The organism is Pseudomonas sp. TE3895, from assembly GCF_056278855.1.
Map to the genome: position 1 here is coordinate 5519371 of NZ_JBWBQE010000001.1, position 19024 is coordinate 5538394.

A 19024-nucleotide genomic window follows, 5' to 3' on the forward strand; every position below is an offset into this window, starting at 1 on the left:
CGCGGGTTAACCCGCGAACGGGCCAACACAAAACTGTCAGGCCGTGAGCCGTTCGTGCTTGACGCCCCACCCTTCCACCTCACCCCCATACGGTGTCACCAACTGCTCGAAGGCCTCTTCAAAGTCGCCAATCCCGCCATGGGTGGCGTACATGACCTTGCTCAGTTCCAGGTGCCAGGCACCGTCGCCCAGCTCCTTCACCTGGGCATTGAGCGATTCCCCGCGAAACTGCCCGGCTGCACGACGGGCCCCTGCTTCGTCCGGGAATACGGCATAGAACTCGATGGGGTGGATCTGGGTGAAGTCGAAACCGCCTGCTTTCATCTGGCGCAGGACGTTGCTGCTGATATCGTCGTTCTGGCTGCTCATGAATCGTCCTCCTGAATAAAGCAATGGATAGACTTTCCGTGCACTACGCACCTGCCGGCAAAGGCCGTGCAGTTCGAGCTGATGCAAGACGCGAATTGTAGCGGCGCCAACCCGCAGAACAGGCAGGCCCTTCTCCAGCGTAGTGCCTGCCAAGGCACCACGCAAACGTGTGGTTCAGGGGACTTCGTGAATGCTGGTGATGGTCACACCACTATGCTCTTTGAGCCAGCGTGCGGTTGGGGAGATGATACGGTCCTGGAAGTCGTTGAGGTCCAGCTCGTCCATCACCGGAAACAGGTGTGAGCGGATGGCCCGCGCAACGTCTTCCTCGCTGGGGCAATGCTCGGCATGCAACAGCAATGTGGACGGTTCGCCCTTCTGGTCGGCAAAAATGACTTCCCACTCTTTCATTGAACGGACCCTCTCAGTCAACGAACACCAGGTGTGTGATGCCTGAATAACTGACCTTGGGGCGGGGATAATGTTCAGTCTGGGAAAATTGTGCGGGGCCCATTCGCGGGCTTGCCCGCTCGCACAGGGCCAGCACAAGGTTCGAACCCTGTGCAATGCCTGTGGGAGCGGGCAAGCCCGCGAATGGGCCGCAACGCGGCCCCGGTTTACTTCGGTGTGCCGTGCACCACGCCAGCGGTGTTATCCAGCAGGCTCTTGGTCGCCGTCTGGATATACGCTTCCAGCTTCTTGAGCATTTCCGGCTGGTCCGGGCTTTCGATCAGTTCGGCCTTGAACTCGCTGCCCAACTGGTAGCGGTACATCCGCGGGCTCATGTCCTTGGACTCGATCAGGATACGGTCACCCTGCACCAGCCCGACAATCTGCTCGCTGCCCGACGGCTTGATCATGCCCACGCCCTGGTCACCCTCGGGCAGGTTGAGCAGGTCACGCCCCCAGCACTGGTGGCGAGCCTTGCCACCCAGGCGGCCCATGATGGTCGGCACGATGTCGACCTGGGTACCCACAGTGTGGTTCACCGCACCGAACTTCTCCTGAATGCCCGGGGCAATCAGCAGCAGCGGCACGTTGAAGCGGCCCAGGTCCAGCTCGGTAACCTGCTGGTGGTTGCCAAAGCCATGGTCACCGACGATGACGAACAGGGTGTCCTTGAAGTAAGGCTCTTTACGCGCCTTCTCGAAGAACTGGCCCAGCGCCCAGTCCGAATAACGCATGGCGGTCAGGTGCTCGTCCAGACGGCCCTGGCCGGTCACTTTCTCTACCGGCAAATCCTTCGGCAGGGCATACGGCGTGTGGTTGGACAGCGTCTGCAGCAGCGCGTAGATCGGCTTCTTGCCATCGTGCTTGGCCAGCTCTTCGTTGCCGCGGTCGAACATGTCCTGGTCGGACACACCCCAGGTCGGGTCGGAGAACACCGGGTTGACGAAGTCATTACGGCCGATGAAGGTGGTCATCCCCTGGTTGCCGAAGAACCCGGACTGGTTGTCCCAGGCAAAGTCGCCGTTGTAGACGTACACGTCGTCGTAGTCACGGGCGCTGAGCAGCGCCGGCAGGCCCGACAGCTTATGGCCGCCTTCCGGGGTCTGCATCAGGTATTCGAAACCTGGCAGGTTGGGGAAGCAGGCCATGGTGGCGAACATGCCCTGGTGGGTATGGGTGCCGTTGGAGAAGAAGCGGTCGAACAGCAGGCCTTCTTTGGCCAGCTTGTCGAAGTACGGGGTGATGTTGTTGGGGCTGCCAAGCGCGCCTACCGAGTGGCCGGCGAAGCTTTCCATCAGGATCACCACCACGTTCTTGATCGGCAGGGTACGGTCAGCCGGCGGCACAAAGTCGCGGCGGATAGCGGCTTCGTCGGCGTCGACCAGCGTGTCGTGGGCGGTCAGCAGTTGCTCACGCACACTTTGCGTGGCCACGTCCTGCTGCAGGACTGGCTTCCAGATGTTGGCACGGTCCTCGCCAAAACGGCTCTTGGCAGCGTCGATCAGGGTCAGGGTGCCGTTCAGGCCCAGCTGGTTGACGAAGTTGGAGTCCGTGGTGAAGGCATCACCCCAGCGCATCGGCGGGCCCTGGCGCAGGGTGCCACGGGCAGCGACCACGGCCACCAGCAAGATCACCATGAATACCGCCAGGCGCTTGTACCACGGGGCAACGCGGTACAGGCCTTCGGCACGGGTGGCGCGATCGATACCTTTGAACAGCAGGCTCAGCAGCCAGGTCCCGAAGGCCCAGGCCAGCAGGTAGCGGACCACCGGGAAACCGTACCAGAGCATGCTCATGACGGTTTTCGGGTCTTCCTTGATGTATTGGAAAACCAGGCCGTTGAGGCGCTGGTGGAACTCGCGGTAGAAGTCCATTTCCATCAGGCCGAGGAACATCACCACGCTCGAAGCGAGGGTCAGCCAGAAACGGAACACGCCACGCCGGGCCATGGCCCAGGGACTGAGGATGGCCAGCAGCAGCGGAATACTGATGTAAACCACCACCCGCAGGTCGAAGCGCAAGCCGTTGAGGAAGCCTTCGGCGACCGTCGAATAAGGGGTATCGCCGACCATGTCGTTGTTGTAGGCCAGCAGCGCCAGGCGCACGAGGCTGAGCATCAGCATGATCACCAGGCCACTGAGCAGCGTGTAGGCCAGGTGGGATTTCAAGGTCGGCGAAAATGACGTTCGCGCGCCCTGTTGCTTCAAGGCGTCCGTGTTAGCCATGAATGGGAAGGTCCTAGGATTGCGGTTTGCGAAGAGGCGATGGCGCTAGGCCAACGCAGCATTATGCGGGTGCGGATTCTGTTTAAACCAATGTGAAAATTTTGTCACGGCCCTATTACTGGCTATGTCAGTAACGCGCCTAGAGCCGCACATTTCCCCGCGGCCCGGCAATCGCCCAGATCACCAGCCCCACCACCGGCAGCAAGGCGATCAACAAGATCCACAACACCTTGATGCCCACCTCGCTGCCACTCTTGATCACGTTGAGAATGGCCCAGATATCCAGCGCCAGAATGATCAGCCCGACCAGGCTGTTGAAGGTAGATCCCATGTCTGAATTCCTGTCCAGAGGCTTTGCTGCACAGCATAGTCAGCTATCGCAGCAATAGAAGGGAATCCTTGGCGGATGTCGCAGGTCCCTCGGTAGACTGACTGCATTCACTGATTCGAGGTTCGCATGCCACCCACCCACAGCCAAAGCGCCGCCCCCTCTTCACTGCTGCAGGCCTGGCGCCAGCAGGTTACCGATACCCCCTGGCTCAGCGCCGGCCTGGGGCTGAGCCTGCTGGCGGTGTGCGTGCTGCTGGCCGCCAGCCTCTGGAACGCGGTGAACGGCGACCATGCCGACAACCTGCACCTGGCCATGCTGGGCGGGTTGTCCGGCTTTGGGGCCACCGCACTGGGCGCCGTGCTGGCAGTGGTGCTGCGCGATGTCAACGCGCGCACCCAGGACGTGATGCTGGGCTTTGCTGCCGGCATGATGCTGGCCGCCAGCTCGTTTTCGCTGATTTTGCCGGGCCTGGAGGCTGCCCGCGAGATCACGGGCAACGGCCCGGCCGCTGCGTTTACCGTGGTGCTGGGCATGGGCCTGGGTGTGCTGCTGATGCTGGGCCTGGACCGCTTCACCCCGCATGAACACGAAAGCACCGGCCCGTGCGGCCCCGAAGCCGAGCGCATCAGCCGGGTGTGGCTGTTTGTGCTGGCGATTACCCTGCACAACCTGCCTGAAGGCATGGCGATTGGCGTGAGCTTTGCCAATGGCGACATGAACATCGGCCTGCCGCTGACCAGTGCCATCGCCATCCAGGACATCCCCGAGGGGCTGGCCGTGGCACTGGCCTTGCGCGCCACCGGGCTTTCTAACCTGAAGGCCGCGTTGGTGGCGATAGGGTCGGGCCTGATGGAGCCGCTAGGGGCGGTGATCGGGCTGGGGATTTCTACCGGCTTTGCCCTCGCCTACCCGATCAGCATGGGGCTGGCGGCGGGGGCGATGATCTTTGTGGTCAGCCACGAGGTGATCCCCGAAACCCACCGCAACGGGCACCAGACAGCGGCGACCCTGGGGTTGATGGGTGGGTTTGCGGTGATGATGTTTCTCGACACTGCGCTGGGCTGAAGCTGAACACCGGCCTGTGGGAGGGGCCTTGTGTCGCGAAAGGGCCGCGAAGCGGCCCCAGCATTATTTGCATCGACGCTGAAACCCCGGGGCTGCTGTGCAGCCCTTTCGCGACACAAGGCCACACACGGATCGCGCCAGCTTTCAGAAATTGAGTAAGACAGTTGCACCCACAAGGCCTGCGCCAGGCTTTAGATGTGTACGGCGACCTTCAGGGCTTCCAGCGCCGGCTCGACCTTGATGCCCAGCGCTGCACCCAGCTCCATTACCCGTGCCAGGTCCTGCTGCCCCACCATGACCATCTGCAGTTCGTCATCGAGCAGCTGGCTGAAGTTGAGCAGCACATAACCACCGGCCTCCTTGTTCAGCGCACCCATCTGCACCTGGATACGGTTGAGCGCGGTCAGTGGCTCGGTACGGGCCAGTTGCTTGGGCTTGAGGGTAAACGGCACGCTGTTGTCGAACGAATCACTGATCTGCTGGAACAGTTCCTGATAGCTGTCTGCCTGGAACACCACGGTATCCGGCAGGCTGCCCAGCACCACCCATTCGCCCAAAGGAATCGGGAAAGTGTCGTCGTAGTTGATGTCGGGGTTGGCGGCCTGGAAGGCGACAGGGTCGGCGTAGGCCTGGGCGGCCTCGTCGGCGATACGCTCGATGTCTGCCTCACGCATGCAGCCGGCGCCAATGAGGCTGATGAATTCGAGCAACTGAGTTTTCATGAAAGGGGGCCTGCGACGGGTGAAAAGTCGCCAAGGATAGCCGCAAATGCCCCCAGGCGGTTAGCCGGCCAGCACTTGCAGGCGCGCGGCGGTGTCTGCTGCGCCCATGGTTTGCGCCGCCATCAGGGCGGTGATGCCACGGGCATCCTGGTGCGCCGGATCGGCCCCTTGTGCCAGCAGGTAGTCGAGGATTTCGCTGCGGTTGAACATGGCCGCCAACATCAGCGCGGTGCGACCGTCCTGCGCGGCGGCATCCACCGGCACGCCATGCTCCACCAGCAGGCGAATCATCGCCAGGTCCCCTTTGAATGCGGCTCCGGCAATCGGCAGCTGGCCATTGTCGTTGGCAATCAGCGGATCGGCACCTTGCGCCAGCAGCACGCGCACCGCCTCGTGGTGACCGTGGTAGCTGGCCAGCATCAGCAGGGTATCGCCCTTGTGGTTACGCAGGTTGGCCGGCAGGCCGCTGGCAAGCAGGCGCCCGAGCATGTCGGCGTCGCCCTGGCGGGCACGTTCGAACACCTGCTCGGCGAACGCAGCGGTTTCGTCATCGGTCATGGTGGCGGGTGCGGCTTGGCTGGACATAGGGAACCTCCTGGCATAATTGATGGCCCAAGTGTTCGTCAGGCATGCCATTGCGGTCAAAGGTTCAGATTCTATGAGGCCGATAGGCAAACCCTGACCCGTGCAAAATGCACTGTGCAAAATGCACGACCGTGCAGCCTGCACGATGCCGCTTCTGCAAATTCCCCGTAACCGCCTGTATTTACTGGGCTTTTCGCCAGCCAGGATTCTGGCACGGTCACTGCAACCATCAACTCATGTCTGCCACACAACAGCCAGGAGTTGATATGGACCTCATCCAGCAAAAGTTCGCATCGGTATTTTCGGCCTATCAGGTGAACACCAAAGCCCGGCCCGATGGCGGTGTACTGCTTACCCTGCGCGCAGCGGATGGCAAGGTTACCCGCCGGGTGCTGACCTACGGGCAATTGCACAGTGCCGAACAGCTGTCCTGGGCGATCAGTGCCATCCGTCGTGACCTGGCTGAAGAGGCCAGTGAATTGCCGGTCATCTCGATGCTGCAGAGCCAGCAGCGGTTTGCCTTGCCGACCTATCGTTGAGATTTGTGTCGCCTGACCTGGCCTCTTCGCGGGTGAACCCGCTCCTACATTGACTGCGTGATGCCTAAGGGCGGCGCAACCGCTGTAGGAGCGGGTTCACCCGCGAAGAGGCCGGCAATGCCATTACAACTCGTCGATCCCCAGAAACGCCCGCGCCGTTACATCCCCGGTAAACCGCGCCTCCACACCCTGCTCGCTGCCATACAAGCGCAACGCCAGGCAAAACGGTGTATCACCCAATTCAACCCAGCGCCGCGTCCCGGCCGGCACCAGCAGCTGGTCACCCTTCTCGCACAGCACCGAATACACCCAGTCCCCCAGCCGCAGGCCAACCTGCGCCCGCCCGCTAACCACGGCGAACAGCTCGTCGGCATCATGCACATGCTCATCACGCACATCGACCTGTGCCGGGTCTTCACCGTCGCGGTTGAGCAGCGCGACGGCCTTGCTACCATGCGCCGTCATCAACTCATCCAGATACACGCGGCAAACCTCCAGCACCTCGTCCTGGGCCGTGCCCGGGCGCACCCGCAGGCCAGGTTCGGCATGCACAAAGCGCACGCCCTGCTCGGCCAACGTAGCGGCGATGTCGTCGTGGTGAGTCAGCACCTTGTTCGGCAGTGCCGGGCTGGCGGGGTGGAAAACGCTGAGAATGCTCATCAGGGGCGGGTCCTGGTCGGTTGCGAACAAAGGGCAATGATAACGGCTGCGGCCAAGGCTGCGGCACTGGCCATACCAAAGGTGAAGGTGGGGCCCAGCAGCTTCCAGCTGTAGCCTGAGTACAGCGCCCCCAGCGCACCGCCGGTACCCGACAGCGCTGCGTAAAGCGCCTGGCCCTGGCCCTGCTGGCGGGCACCGAAGCTGGCCTGGACGAACGCGATGCTGGCGGCATGGAAGCAGCCAAAGGTGGCCGCGTGCAGCAGCTGGGCGAAGATCAGTACTGCCGGCTCCTGGGCCAGGTTGCCCAGCAGCAGCCAGCGCAATGCCGCCAACAGGAAGCTGACCAACAACACGCGCTGCACGCTGAAACGGGCGAACAGGCGGCTCATGACCATGAACATCAGCACCTCGGCCACCACCCCAAGCGCCCATAACAGGCCGATGGCACCGCGCGTGTAGCCCAAGTGCTCCAGGTGCAGGGTAAGGAAGGTGTAGTACGGTCCGTGGCTGAGCTGCATCAGGGCCACGCACGCGTAGAACGCGATCACCCCCGGGGCACGCAACTGCTGCAGGAAGCCCCCCGTGCCGCTGCGCCCGCCCTGTTCCACCGGCTGGGCATTGGGCACCCACAGGCTGGCGGCAACGATGCCGGCCATGATCGTGACCAGCGCCACCGGGTAGATGTCCAGGCTCAACCACTCGAACAAGCGGCCCAGGCCAACCACGGTGAGGATGAAACCGATCGAACCCCACAGACGTATCTGGCTGTAGCGCGACGTTTGCCCGTGCAGGTGGGCCAAGGTGATGACCTCGAACTGCGGCAGCACCGCATGCCAGAAGAACGCGTGCAGGGCCATGACCAGCGCCAGCCAGGCGTAGCTTTTGCCGAAGAAGATCAGGGCGAAGGTGGCCAGGGTGCACAGCGCGCCAAGGCGGACGATCAACAGGCGCTGGCCCGTGCGATCGCCCAGCCAGCCCCACAGGTTGGGGGCGACGCAGCGCATCAGCATGGGGATGGCCACCAGCTCGCCAATGCGCGCCGGGGAGAAGCCCAGGTGGTCGAAGTACAGCGCCAGGAACGGTGCGGTGGAGCCCAGCAGGGCGAAATAGAACAGGTAGAAGCTGGACAGGCGCCAGTAGGGGATGGGTTGCATGGGGTGGCCTTGTGGGGACCTGGGCCGGCCTCTTCGCGGGTGAACCCGCTCCTACATGGGGATATCACCGACCTCAGGTGCAGTGACAGGGATACCACCGGACCTAAGGGCGGTGAAATCTTTGTAGGAGCGGGTTTACCCGCGAAGAGGCCGGTGCAGTTGGCTCAGCGCTGGCCCAGCACCGGGGTATTCACTTGCACATCGGCATTCTGCGCACGGTGGCGCAGCAGGTGGTCCATCAACGCGATGGCCATCATCGCCTCGGCAATCGGCGTGGCACGGATGCCCACGCACGGGTCATGGCGGCCCTTGGTGATGACGTCCACCGGCTTGCCATCGACATCGATCGAGCGGCCCGGGGTGGTGATGCTGGAAGTGGGCTTCAGTGCCAGGTGGGCAACGATCGGCTGACCGGAGGAAATACCGCCCAGAATGCCGCCTGCATTGTTGCTGAGGAAGCCTTCCGGGGTCAGCTCGTCCCGGTGCTCGGTGCCGCGCTGGGCCACACTGGCAAAGCCGGCGCCGATTTCCACGCCCTTGACCGCGTTGATGCTCATCAGCGCATGGGCCAGCTCTGCATCCAGGCGGTCGAAGATCGGTTCGCCCAGCCCGGGCATCACGCCTTCTGCGACCACGGTGATCTTGGCGCCTACCGAATCCTGGTCTCGGCGCAGCTGGTCCATGTAGGCCTCCAGCTCAGGTACTTTGTCCGGATCAGGGCTGAAGAAGGCGTTCTGCTCCACCGACTCCCAGGTCTTGAACGGGATTTCGATCGGGCCCAGCTGGCTCATGTAGCCACGCACGGTGATGCCCTGGGTGGCCAGGAACTTCTTGGCGATAGCGCCGGCGGCCACGCGCATGGCGGTTTCGCGGGCCGAGCTGCGGCCGCCGCCGCGGTAGTCGCGGATACCGTACTTGTGGTGGTAGGTGTAGTCGGCGTGGGCCGGGCGGAACAGGTCCTTGATGGCCGAGTAGTCCTTGGACTTCTGGTCGGTGTTGCGGATCAGCAGGCCGATCGAGCAGCCGGTGGTGCGGCCTTCGAACACGCCGGAAAGGATTTCTACCTCGTCGGCTTCCTGGCGCTGGGTGGTGTGCCGGCTGGTGCCGGGCTTGCGCCGGTCAAGGTCGTGCTGCAGGTCGGCGAGGGAGATTTCCAGGCCCGGTGGGCATCCATCGACAATGGCGACCAACGCCGGGCCATGGCTCTCGCCAGCGGTGGTGACAGTGAACAGCTTGCCGTAGGTATTGCCGGACATGGACGCTCCGCGAGATCTGCCTGAAATGGACGAAAGCAGCAGTATACAGATGGTTGGCTCGACTGTGCTGGCCTCTTCGCGGGTAAACCCGCTCCTACACGGTCACTACCAGATTCCAATGGTGTGCAGCCCCCCCGTAGGAGCGGGTTCACCCGCGAAGAGGCCGAACCTGCCATGCACACCCGAGAACCTTCCTGCAAACATTGGGTCAAACCCACATCTCCCCATGTAGTACCGCATGATGTCGCGCCTCGTCGCCTTGCTCTTCCTGCTGTGCACCGGCCTGGCCCAGGCCGCCGCCCCCACTGTACTGCAACGCCCGATCGACCTGGACACCGGCCAGGGCGTGCTGCACGGCAGCCTGCTGCTGCCACAACAGGCCACCCCGCCGCCAGTGGTGCTGATCATCGCCGGCTCCGGCCCCACCGACCGCGACGGCAACAACCCGGCGTCGGGCCGGGTCGACAACCTCAAGCGCCTGGCCCTGCTGCTGGCCAACGAACACATTGCCAGCGTGCGTTACGACAAACGCGGGGTGGCCGCCAGCCAGCCGGCCACGCCTGACGAGCGTGACCTCAGCGTGGAGCGCTACGTGGCCGATGTGGTCGCCTGGAGCCGCAAGCTCAAAGCCGACCCGCGCTTCGGCCCGCTGATCCTGATTGGCCACAGCGAAGGCGCACTGATTGCCAGCCTGGCCGCCGAGCAGGCGGGCGCCAGCGCAGTCATCACCCTGGCCGGCAGCGGCCGGCCGCTGGCCGAGGTGCTGCACGAACAACTGGCCCAGCGCCTACCGCCCGCGCAACTGGCCGGTGGCAGTGCCCTGCTCGACCGCCTGCAGGCCGGGCAGACCAGCCTGGATGTGCCTGCGCCGTTGCGCCAGGTGTTTCGCCCCAGCGTGCAGCCGTACCTGATTTCGCTGTTCCAGCAAAACCCGGCAGCCGCCTTTGCCCGCCTGCCCATGCCCGCGCTGATCGTGCAGGGACGCAACGACGTGCAGGTGGACGTGGCCGACGCCCAACGGCTGAAAGCGGCCAAGCCAGATGCACAACTGGTCCTGATCGATGGCATGAACCACATGCTGCGCATCAGCCCCAAGGGCATGAGCCAGCAGCGCGACAGCTACCTCAACCCCGAGCTGCCGCTGGCGCGTGAGCTGGGCGAGCGAATTGTGACGTTCATCCAGCATTTGCCTTCGGCGTAAGTCAAACAGGCTCAGGTCTCAGCCATGCCTGCCGATACAGCAGGCATAGCTGAGGACAAGCCCTGATGACCACCTCCCCCACCGCCGTCGAGCCGGCCGAAGACCCCCAGGAAATCCCCGCCCTGCCCTGGGCCGAGCTGACCGCCGAACATTTCCAGCTGCTACGCCTGGCAGCACTGCCTACCGACCGCAGCACCGGCGCGCGGCCGCTGCGTTTTGTGCAGTTCGGCTATGCCGAGCGCCATGACAAGGCACACAGCCTGCTGCGCATGGAAATCCAGTTGCCTGGGCAGAAAGTGCACAAAGAGCAGAACCGCCTGGACATCCGCGTCGACCATGCCGAGCGCCTGGTGCGCATTGGCAATGAACACGGCCTGCAACTGGAACCGGTGAACCGTGGCATCGGCCGTTTCATGCTGGCCCAGGCCGCGCAATGGTTGCAGCGCAAGTGGTCGCACTACCGGGTTGAAGGCATGGCGCTGCCGAGCAAGGATGCCCTGAACGAGGACTCACGCCTGCGCCGTGACCACTGCTTGCGCGGGGTGGGTATCGAGGTGCAGTACGAGGACAGCCAGCACCTGAAGGGCCGTATCGCGGATATGACGGTGGGCCAGCTCAAGGCCGCCTGGAGCAGCGAGCGCCTGCAGCGGGTGGAGATTCTGGATGCCGCCAACCTGCTGCAGCAGGCGGACCAGCAACTGCAGGAAAAGGAAGGGCAACTGCGCGAGCGGGATGAGCGCGTGGCCAAATACCAGCGCGAAGACGGCGGATTGCGTTTCACCATTACCTGCCTGGTGGCGTTTGCCGTGTTCCAGGCAGGGCTGTTGATCTGGATTGCTACCCGCTAAGACCGCATCAGCTGGTGGAGATTGGGGCCGCTTCGCGGCCCATCGCGACACAAGGCCCACAAGGTATCGCGATCAATCTGTGGGAGCGGCCTTGTGTCGCGATGGGCTGCAAAGCAGCCCCAAATAGCCTAAACGCGGGCCTTGAACAATTCCTGATGCTGGCGGCACTGTTCGGCGGTGAGCATGAACACCCCGTGCCCGCCACGCTCGAATTCCAGCCAGGCAAAGTCCACCTCGGGGTACAACGCCTCGACATGCACCTGGCTGTTGCCCACTTCGACAATCAGCAAACCCTTCTCGGTCAGGTGGTCAGCCGCTTCGGCCAGCATCCGCCGTACCAGGTCCAGGCCGTCGCTGCCGCAGGCCAGGCCCAGCTCGGGCTCATGGTGGTACTCGGCCGGCATGTCGTCGAAGTCTTCGGCATCGACATACGGCGGGTTGGACAGGATCAGGTCGAAACGCTGCCCCGGCAAACCACCAAAGCCATCGCCCTGCACGGTGTACACGCGCCCGTCCAGGCCATGGCGCTCGATGTTCTGGTTGGCCACTTCAAGGGCCTGGAACGACAGGTCGGCCAACACCACCTCGGCCTCGGGGAACACGTCAGCGGCGACGATGCCGATGCAACCCGACCCCGTGCACAGGTCCAGAATGCGCGCCGGCTCGCTGGCCAGCCACGGCTCAAAACGTTTTTCGATCAGCTGGCCAATGGGCGAACGCGGCACCAGCACCCGCTCGTCGACAATGAACGACATGCCGCAGAACCAGGCCTCGCCCAGCAGGTAGGCGGCCGGTACACGCTCTTCGATACGGCGCTTGAGCAGGTGCTGAAGGCGTACTCGCTCGTCGTCCTCGAGCATGCAGTCCAGGTAGCTGTCGGCCACCTCCCATGGCAGGTGCACCGCACCCAGCACCAGCAGGCGGGCTTCGTCCCAGGCGTTGTCGGCACCGTGACCGAAGAACAGGTCATGCTCGTGGAAGCGGCTGACCGCCCAGCGGATGTAGTCGCGCAGCGTGCGCAGACGGGATGTGATCACGGGGTACTCCTATTTTCAGACCGGACAAAAGTCTAACAGCCCCACCCGCACATTTGTTCCTTTGCCTTGCCCAAAGGCTAGCCACAGGCCAGTAACCACGCCGCTTGCGTTGTCAACCATTCCCATTGGCGCCAAGGCAGGGGAGAATAGGTATACAAAAGCCCTATCCAAGGAGCCCTTGATGTCCGTTCCAACCACGATGTTTCGCCTCACTGGCCGCGACTATCCGCCGGCCAAGCTGAGCCACGCCAGCCTGATCATCATCGATGCACAAAAGGAGTACCTCAGTGGTCCCCTGAAGCTGTCAGGCATGGACGAGGCCGTGGCCAACATCGCCAGGTTGCTCGACGCCGCCCGTAAAAGCGGCCGTCCGATCATCCATGTTCGCCACCTGGGCACTGTTGGTGGCCGCTTCGACCCCCAGGGGCCGGCTGGCCAGTTCATTCCGGGGCTGGAGCCGCTGGAAGGTGAAATCGTCATCGAAAAGCGCATGCCCAATGCGTTCAAGAACACCAAGCTGCACGAAACATTGCAGGAGCTGGGCCACCTGGACCTGATCGTCTGTGGTTTCATGAGCCATTCCAGCGTCAGCACCACCGTTCGCCGCGCCAAGGACTATGGTTATCGGTGCACCCTGGTAGAAGACGCGTCGGCCACCCGCGACCTGGCATTCAAGGACGGCGTCATTCCGGCCGCGCAGATTCACCAGTGCGAAATGGCCGTGATGGCTGACAACTTCGCTTGCGTCGCACCCACCGCCAGCCTGATCTGAGCGGCTTGCAGGACCGCCCGGCAGCCGGGCGGAACCCGATGGGCAGCAGCAGGTCGAATTCCGGATATCCACCGAGGAGAGCGGAATGAAGCTTAAAGGCAGTTTCGACGCCAAGCGCCTGCGCCCGCGCGAGCCGCGTAACTGGGGCGCCCGCCTGGCGGCCGGTCTGTCGGCCCTGCTGGCGACGCTGGGCGTATTGCTGGCCATGGCCGGCGTCGCCGGCCTGCTGGGCAACTACCCTGCCCTGCAGGAACTCAACGCCAACAAACCGTTGTCCAGCATCCTCACCGTGGCTGGCTTGTTGCTGCTGTGGCTGGGCGTGCGTTTCTGGCGGCGCAGCCGTATCCGCTTGCGCCGCGGGCGGGAGCTTAACCTGTCGCCGCACCTGATGAAGAAGCACGATTGAGACGCTGCTAACGCGGTCCTTGTGGGAGCGGCCTTGTGTCGCGAAAGGGCCGCAAAGCGGCCCCGGCAATTCATGCAGTGAACTGAAACCCTCGGGGGCGCTGCGCACCCCTTTCTCGACGCAAGGCAGTTGCCCCCCGATCGCACCGGCCACAAGCCATGCGCAATCCCTGCAGGAGCGGGTTTACCCGCGAAGAGGCCCGCACAGGCTGCCCCGGCAATTCATGCAGTGAACTGAAACCCTCGGGGGCGCTGCGCACCCCTTTAGCGACGCAAGGCAGTTGCCCCCCGATCGCACCGGCCACAAGCCATGTGCAATCCCTGTAGGAGCGGGTTCACCCGCGAAGAGGCCCGCACAGGCTGCACACGGCCCCACAGTCGCGTAAACTACGTCGCCTACGTGGAGGCATCATGCAAGACGACGATTTTTCCCTGTTCAAGGCCGAAGTGCGCGGCGTAAAGCCGATCAGCCACGACCGTGCCGACGTCGGCAAGCCCAAGGCCGACCGCCAGAAGCTGGCCGGCCTGCGCCAGGCGGCGACCGTGCGCAGTGACAAGGCTTTGGTCATCGATGGCATGTCCGACCAGTTCGTCATCGACGTAGGCGCCGAAGACGAACTGATGTGGCGCCGCGATGGCGTACAGGAAGGCCAACTGCGCAAGCTGAAGCTGGGGCAGATTCCATTCGAGGGCAGCCTCGACCTGCACGGCATGACGGTGGAAAAGGCCCGCGAAACCTTGTGGGACTTCATCGCCGAAGCCACCAAACTGGAGGTGCGCTGCGTGCGGGTGACCCACGGCAAGGCCGCGCGCCTGGACGGCAAGCGCCCGATGATCAAGAGCCACGTCAACACCTGGCTGCGCCAGCACCCGCAAGTGCTCGGTTTTGCCTCGTGCAGTGCCCGCCACGGCGGCACTGGCGCGGTGTATGTGATGCTGAAGCGAACCATGCTCGAAGGCCGCGACGAGTAACGCCGCGCTTGCAGCGCCGCCCTCACCGCCGTACCCTTCGTTTTTGCGATTTTTTCCCACAGGTAGATCCATGTCCCTGGAACAGAACTACACCGAGATCCTCAGCCAGATTGGCGAGGACGTCTCCCGTGAGGGCCTGCTCGACACGCCCAAGCGGGCTGCAAAGGCGATGAAGTACCTTTGCCGCGGTTATGAGCAAACACTGGAAGAAGTCACCAACAACGCTTTGTTCAGCTCTGACAACAGCGAAATGGTGCTGGTCCGGGACATCGAGCTGTATTCGATGTGCGAACACCACATGCTGCCGTTCATTGGCAAGGCACACGTTGCCTACCTGCCGAAGGGCAAGGTACTGGGCCTGTCCAAGGTGGCACGTATCGTCGACATGTACGCCCGCCGCCTGCAGATCCAGGAAAACCTCAGCCGCCAGATCGCCGAAGCCGTGCAGCAGGTAACCGGTGCCGCGGGTGTGGCCGTGGTGGTCGAAGCCAAGCACATGTGCATGATGATGCGCGGTGTCGAAAAGCAGAATTCGACCATGATCACCTCGGTGATGCTGGGTGAGTTCCGCGATAACGCCGCCACCCGTAGCGAGTTCCTCAGCCTGATCAAGTGATTGGTTGCTGACCCCAAGCCGACCCTTCAGGGTCGGCTTTTGCATTTCAGGAGTTGCCCATGATCGTCAAAGCCCTGCGGGTTGGCCTCGGCCAGCTCATTGTGTTCGGTGACTGGATCAGCCGCCCGGCCAAGCGCAAACGCGACGCCGCCGCCCAGGCCCGCATCGAGCAAGCGGCCAAGGGGCTGGCGCTGTACCAGTTCCACGCCTGCCCGTTCTGCGTCAAAACCCGCCGCACCCTGCACCGTTTGAACGTGCCGGTGGCGCTGCGCGACGCCAAGAACGACCCGGTGCACCGCCAGGCCCTGCAAGAAGGTGGCGGCCGGGTGAAAGTGCCATGCCTGCGCATTGAAGAAGCCGGCAAGGTGACCTGGATGTATGAGTCCAAGGCGATCATCGCTTACCTGGATGAGCGGTTTGCTTCGGCCTAAAAGCGCTGCAAGTCGGAGCGGCCTTGTGTCGCGAAAGGGGCGCGAAGCGCCCCAGGATTACAGCATCGCGGCACAAATTGCTGGGGCCGCGTTGCGGCCCTTTCGCGACACAAGGCCTGTGCCAGGCTTTAGATATTGACGGCGACCTTCAGTGCTTCCAGCGCCGGCTCGACCTGGATGCCCAGCGCTGCCCCCAGCTCCATTACCCGGGGTTGATGGGCGGGTTTGCGGTGATGATGTTTCTCGATGCCGCGCTAGGCTGAGGCTGAACACCGGCCTGTGGGAGCGGCCTTGTGTCGCGAAAGGGCCGCGAAGCGGCCCCGGCAGTATTTGCATCGACGCTGAAACCCCGGGGCTGCTGTGCAGCCCTTTCGCGACACAAGGCCGCTCCCACAATCGGGCCAGCTTTCAGAAATTGAGCAAGACAGTTGCTGCCACAATGAACCGTATCGGCTTTTAGCCCACCATCGGCACATGCCGCGGGTGGCTGCTGACCCGCTCCAGCCAGGCCCTTACCGCCGGGTACTCCGCCAGGTCGAACCCGCCCTGCTGCGCCACATGGGTGTAGGCATACAACGCCACATCGGCAATCGAGTAGTGCTCACCCACCAGGTAAGGCGTCATCTGCAACTGACGCTCCATCACCTTCAGCGCCTTGTAGCCGCCCTTGTGCAATTTGCGGTACTCGTCCAGGCGCTCGTCCGGTAACCCCAGGTAGAACTGGATGAACCGCGCCACGGCAATGTACGGCTCATGGCTGTACTGCTCGAAAAACTGCCACTGCAGCACCTGGGTACGCAGGCGCGGCTCGCTGGGCAGGAACTCGCTGCCATCGGCCAGGAAGTTGAGAATGGCGTTGGACTCCCACAGGTAGCTACCGTCTTCCAGTTCCAGCACCGGTACCTTGCCGTTAGGGTTCATCGCCAGAAACTCGGGCGTTTCGGTCTCGCCCTTGAGGATGTCCACCGGGTGCCATTCATAGGGCCGGCCCAGCAGGCTCAACATGAGCTTGACCTTGTAACAGTTACCCGACTGGTAGTCGCCATAGACCTTGTACATCGACCCTCCCTGCAAAGCAGTTTCGCAATTGCGCCCAATATTTGGCGACTGTACGGCTAAAAGCAATGGCCGCTGTATGGCAAGGATCAACCTTGCTCGCTGTAGTCTGAAAAAACTGCTTACACCTTTACAAGGATTTTATTCATGACCGATGCCACTTCCGCACGCCTGCGGCCCCTGGCAGACACCTCCCCCTCGGCGGTGGTCGCCGGCTTCATTGCCATGCTCACCGGCTATACCAGTTCGCTGGTGTTGATGTTCCAGGCCGGCCAGGCGGCCGGGCTGACCACCGCGCAGATCTCGTCATGGATCTGGGCGCTGTCGATCGGCATGGCGGTATGCAGCATCGGCCTGTCGCTACGCTACCGCACACCGATCACCGTCGCCTGGTCCACCCCCGGCGCGGCGCTGCTGATCACCAGCCTGGGTGGGGTCAGCTATGGCGAGGCCATTGGCGCCTACATTACCTGCGCCTTGCTGGTGCTGGTGTGCGGCCTGACCGGCAGCTTCGAGCGCCTGGTCAAACGCATCCCGGCCTCGCTGGCCTCGGCGCTGCTGGCGGGCATCCTGTTCAAGATCGGCAGCGAAATCTTCGTGGCCGCGCAGCACCGCACGTTGCTGGTGCTGGGCATGTTCTTCAGCTATCTGCTGGTCAAGCGCCTGTCGCCGCGTTATTGCGTGCTGGCCGCGCTGTTGGTGGGCACGGCATTGTCCGGCGCGTTGGGCCTGCTGGACTTCAGCGGCTTCCACCTGGAAGTGGCCAAGCCGGTGTGGACCACACCAAGCTTCTCGCTGGCGGCAACCATCAGCATCGGCATTCCGCTGTTCGTGGTGGCCATGACCTCGCAGAACATGCCCGGCGTGGCCGTCCTGCGTGCCGACGGCTACCAGGTACCGGCCTCGCCGCTGATTTCGGCCACCGGCTTTGCCTCGCTGCTGCTGGCGCCGTTCGGCTCGCATGGGGTCAACCTGGCGGCGATCAGCGCGGCGATCTGCACCGGGCCGCATGCCCATGAAGACCCGGGCAAACGCTATACCGCGGCGGTGTGGTGCGGGATTTTCTACGGCATTGCCGGGGTGTTCGGCGCCACCTTGGCGGCACTGTTCGCGGCATTGCCGAAAGAACTGGTGCTGTCGATTGCGGCACTGGCCCTGTTTGGTTCGATCATGAACGGTTTGACCGTGGCCATGAGCGAGGCGCGTGAGCGGGAGGCCGCGGTGATCACCTTTATGGTGACCGCTTCGGGGCTGACCTTGTTCTCGATTGGTTCGGCGTTCTGGGGGATTGTGGCGGGGGTGTTGGCTTTGGTGATTCTTAACCCGCGTAGGGGGTGAGGGTTGTTGTTGCCTGGGGTGGCCTCTTCGCGGGTAAACCCGCTCCTACGACGGGAAATCACACAACCTGCGAATGGGCCGGCACAGGCAACGAGATTACAACCTGAAATGCCCCACCATGCCCTTCAAATCGGTGCCCAGCTGCGCCAGCTCGACACTGGACCGGGCATTGTCCTGCATCGCCAACGCCGCCTGGTCCGCACTGCCACGAATCTGCGTGACACTGCGGCTGATCTCTTCCGCCACCGAACTCTGCTGCTCGGCGGCTGCGGCAATCTGCTGGTTCATCTGCTGAATCAATGACACCGCTGCGGCAATGCTGCCCAGCGCACTTTCGGTCTGCAGGGCATCGGCCACGGCCAGCCGCACCAGCTCGGTACTGCCGCGGATCTGCGCCACTGACTGTTGGGCATTGCCGCGCAGGCTGGCCACCAAGGTCTCGATCTGCTCGGTGGATTGCCGGGTGCGCCGCGCCAAGGCGCGCACTTCATCGGCCACCACGGCAAAGCCACGCCCCTGCTCGCCGGCGCGGGCAGCCTCGATGGCGGCATTCAACGCCAGCAGGTTGGTTTGCTCGGCCACGCTCTTGATCACTTCCAGCACATCACCAATGGTGTGGATTTCGGCACTGAGGCTGTCGATGCCGGCGCTGGCAGCTTCTGCCGCCGACGCCAGCTGCTCGATGCGCTGCATGCTCTGGCGCACCACCTGCTGGCCAGTGTCGACCTTCTCGTCCGCCGCCTGGGCCGCCTGCGCGGCCTCCTCGGCATTGCGCGCCACATCGTGCACGGTGGCAGTCATCTGCTGCATGGCGGTCGCCACCTGTTCGGTTTCTTCCTTCTGGCTGCCCACCTCGCGGTTGGTCTGCTCGGTCACCGTCGACAACGCCTGGGCGCTGCCGGCCAATTGTTCGATGCCCTGCTGCAAGCCACTGACAATGCCCGAGAGCCCCGCCGCCATCTGCTGCATGGCCTGCATCAGTTGCCCCACCT

At 63.3% G+C, this 19024-nt stretch carries 22 protein-coding genes; 10 read left to right on the forward strand and 12 right to left on the reverse strand.

Annotation, left to right across the window (positions count from 1 at the left end):
* Window positions 1-36: 36 nt before the first annotated feature.
* From ACZ889_RS24990 to ACZ889_RS25005, 4 genes are all read right to left on the reverse strand, one after another.
* Window positions 37-369 (reverse strand): ribonuclease E inhibitor RraB, encoded by a 333-nt coding sequence (locus tag ACZ889_RS24990; protein WP_003252824.1) that lies wholly within the window; start codon window positions 367-369, stop codon window positions 37-39.
* A gap of 174 nt (window positions 370-543) precedes the next feature.
* Window positions 544-780: a hypothetical protein gene (locus ACZ889_RS24995; RefSeq protein ID WP_003252823.1), complete on the reverse strand. Its 237-nt coding sequence runs from the start codon at window positions 778-780 to the stop codon at window positions 544-546.
* A gap of 206 nt (window positions 781-986) precedes the next feature.
* Window positions 987-3044: an LTA synthase family protein gene (locus ACZ889_RS25000; protein ID WP_014859922.1), complete on the reverse strand. Its 2058-nt coding sequence runs from the start codon at window positions 3042-3044 to the stop codon at window positions 987-989.
* Window positions 3045-3183: 139 nt separating this feature from the next.
* Entirely contained in the window at window positions 3184-3375 is a 192-nt protein-coding gene (locus ACZ889_RS25005) for a PLDc N-terminal domain-containing protein (protein WP_003252818.1), read from the reverse strand.
* Between the two features lie 126 nt (window positions 3376-3501).
* Between ACZ889_RS25005 and ACZ889_RS25010 the strand changes: the two genes are divergently transcribed.
* Window positions 3502-4440: a ZIP family metal transporter gene (locus ACZ889_RS25010; RefSeq protein ID WP_003252816.1), complete on the forward strand. Its 939-nt coding sequence runs from the start codon at window positions 3502-3504 to the stop codon at window positions 4438-4440.
* 191 nt (window positions 4441-4631) lie between these two features.
* Here ACZ889_RS25010 and ACZ889_RS25015 read toward each other — a convergent pair whose 3' ends face one another.
* Window positions 4632-5162 (reverse strand): hypothetical protein, encoded by a 531-nt coding sequence (locus tag ACZ889_RS25015; RefSeq protein ID WP_476257920.1) that lies wholly within the window; start codon window positions 5160-5162, stop codon window positions 4632-4634.
* A gap of 60 nt (window positions 5163-5222) precedes the next feature.
* Window positions 5223-5747 carry an ankyrin repeat domain-containing protein gene (locus tag ACZ889_RS25020; protein ID WP_003252811.1) on the reverse strand — a complete coding sequence of 175 codons (525 nt, stop codon included), beginning with the start codon at window positions 5745-5747 and terminating at the stop codon, window positions 5223-5225.
* Window positions 5748-6013: 266 nt separating this feature from the next.
* Here ACZ889_RS25020 and ACZ889_RS25025 point away from each other — a divergent pair, with 266 nt between their 5' ends.
* The gene (locus ACZ889_RS25025; RefSeq protein ID WP_003252809.1) at window positions 6014-6286 is read left to right on the forward strand and encodes a DUF3509 domain-containing protein; all 273 of its coding nucleotides are present in this window, start codon (window positions 6014-6016) and stop codon (window positions 6284-6286) included.
* Window positions 6287-6409: 123 nt separating this feature from the next.
* On the opposite strand, the gene ACZ889_RS25030 is transcribed toward ACZ889_RS25025, so the two are convergent.
* From ACZ889_RS25030 to aroC, 3 genes are all read right to left on the reverse strand, one after another.
* A complete protein-coding gene (locus ACZ889_RS25030) occupies window positions 6410-6946 on the reverse strand; it encodes an oxidase (RefSeq protein WP_476257921.1) in 537 nt (178 codons plus the stop codon).
* On the reverse strand, window positions 6946-8100 hold the full coding sequence (locus tag ACZ889_RS25035) for an MFS transporter (protein ID WP_447869582.1): 1155 nt from the start codon (window positions 8098-8100) through the stop codon (window positions 6946-6948). The genes ACZ889_RS25030 and ACZ889_RS25035 overlap by 1 nt, the downstream gene beginning before the upstream one ends.
* A 164-nt stretch (window positions 8101-8264) precedes the next feature.
* The gene (aroC, locus tag ACZ889_RS25040) at window positions 8265-9356 is read right to left on the reverse strand and encodes a chorismate synthase (protein WP_476257922.1); all 1092 of its coding nucleotides are present in this window, start codon (window positions 9354-9356) and stop codon (window positions 8265-8267) included.
* A gap of 238 nt (window positions 9357-9594) precedes the next feature.
* Between aroC and ACZ889_RS25045 the strand changes: the two genes are divergently transcribed.
* Window positions 9595-10557 carry an alpha/beta hydrolase gene (locus ACZ889_RS25045; protein WP_003252801.1) on the forward strand — a complete coding sequence of 321 codons (963 nt, stop codon included), beginning with the start codon at window positions 9595-9597 and terminating at the stop codon, window positions 10555-10557.
* Between the two features lie 65 nt (window positions 10558-10622).
* Window positions 10623-11405, forward strand: coding sequence for a hypothetical protein (locus tag ACZ889_RS25050; protein WP_476257923.1), 783 nt, complete (start codon window positions 10623-10625; stop codon window positions 11403-11405).
* Between the two features lie 128 nt (window positions 11406-11533).
* Here ACZ889_RS25050 and prmB read toward each other — a convergent pair whose 3' ends face one another.
* Window positions 11534-12442 carry a 50S ribosomal protein L3 N(5)-glutamine methyltransferase gene (gene prmB / locus ACZ889_RS25055; protein WP_003252797.1) on the reverse strand — a complete coding sequence of 303 codons (909 nt, stop codon included), beginning with the start codon at window positions 12440-12442 and terminating at the stop codon, window positions 11534-11536.
* A gap of 181 nt (window positions 12443-12623) precedes the next feature.
* Between prmB and ACZ889_RS25060 the strand changes: the two genes are divergently transcribed.
* The 5 genes from ACZ889_RS25060 (at window position 12624) to ACZ889_RS25080 (ending at window position 15638) form a co-directional block, all read left to right on the forward strand.
* Window positions 12624-13214, forward strand: a complete 591-nt coding sequence (locus tag ACZ889_RS25060; protein ID WP_003252796.1) for a cysteine hydrolase family protein — start codon at window positions 12624-12626, stop codon at window positions 13212-13214.
* An 85-nt stretch (window positions 13215-13299) separates the two neighbouring features.
* Entirely contained in the window at window positions 13300-13620 is a 321-nt protein-coding gene (locus ACZ889_RS25065) for a hypothetical protein (protein WP_004577080.1), read from the forward strand.
* A 410-nt stretch (window positions 13621-14030) separates the two neighbouring features.
* Entirely contained in the window at window positions 14031-14591 is a 561-nt protein-coding gene (locus tag ACZ889_RS25070; RefSeq protein ID WP_003252791.1) for a Smr/MutS family protein, read from the forward strand.
* A gap of 70 nt (window positions 14592-14661) precedes the next feature.
* Window positions 14662-15207: a GTP cyclohydrolase I FolE gene (gene folE / locus ACZ889_RS25075; protein ID WP_003252789.1), complete on the forward strand. Its 546-nt coding sequence runs from the start codon at window positions 14662-14664 to the stop codon at window positions 15205-15207.
* A gap of 59 nt (window positions 15208-15266) precedes the next feature.
* Entirely contained in the window at window positions 15267-15638 is a 372-nt protein-coding gene (locus ACZ889_RS25080) for a glutaredoxin family protein (RefSeq protein WP_004577078.1), read from the forward strand.
* A 456-nt stretch (window positions 15639-16094) separates the two neighbouring features.
* On the opposite strand, the gene ACZ889_RS25085 is transcribed toward ACZ889_RS25080, so the two are convergent.
* Complete coding sequence (locus tag ACZ889_RS25085; protein WP_003252786.1) at window positions 16095-16697, reverse strand: glutathione S-transferase family protein; 603 nt, start codon at window positions 16695-16697, stop codon at window positions 16095-16097.
* Window positions 16698-16841: 144 nt separating this feature from the next.
* Here ACZ889_RS25085 and ACZ889_RS25090 point away from each other — a divergent pair, with 144 nt between their 5' ends.
* Window positions 16842-18032 carry a benzoate/H(+) symporter BenE family transporter gene (locus ACZ889_RS25090; RefSeq protein WP_064491199.1) on the forward strand — a complete coding sequence of 397 codons (1191 nt, stop codon included), beginning with the start codon at window positions 16842-16844 and terminating at the stop codon, window positions 18030-18032.
* Window positions 18033-18128: 96 nt separating this feature from the next.
* On the opposite strand, the gene ACZ889_RS25095 is transcribed toward ACZ889_RS25090, so the two are convergent.
* Window positions 18129-19010 carry a methyl-accepting chemotaxis protein gene (locus ACZ889_RS25095; RefSeq protein ID WP_371264248.1) on the reverse strand — a complete coding sequence of 294 codons (882 nt, stop codon included), beginning with the start codon at window positions 19008-19010 and terminating at the stop codon, window positions 18129-18131.
* Window positions 19011-19024: the final 14 nt, after the last annotated feature.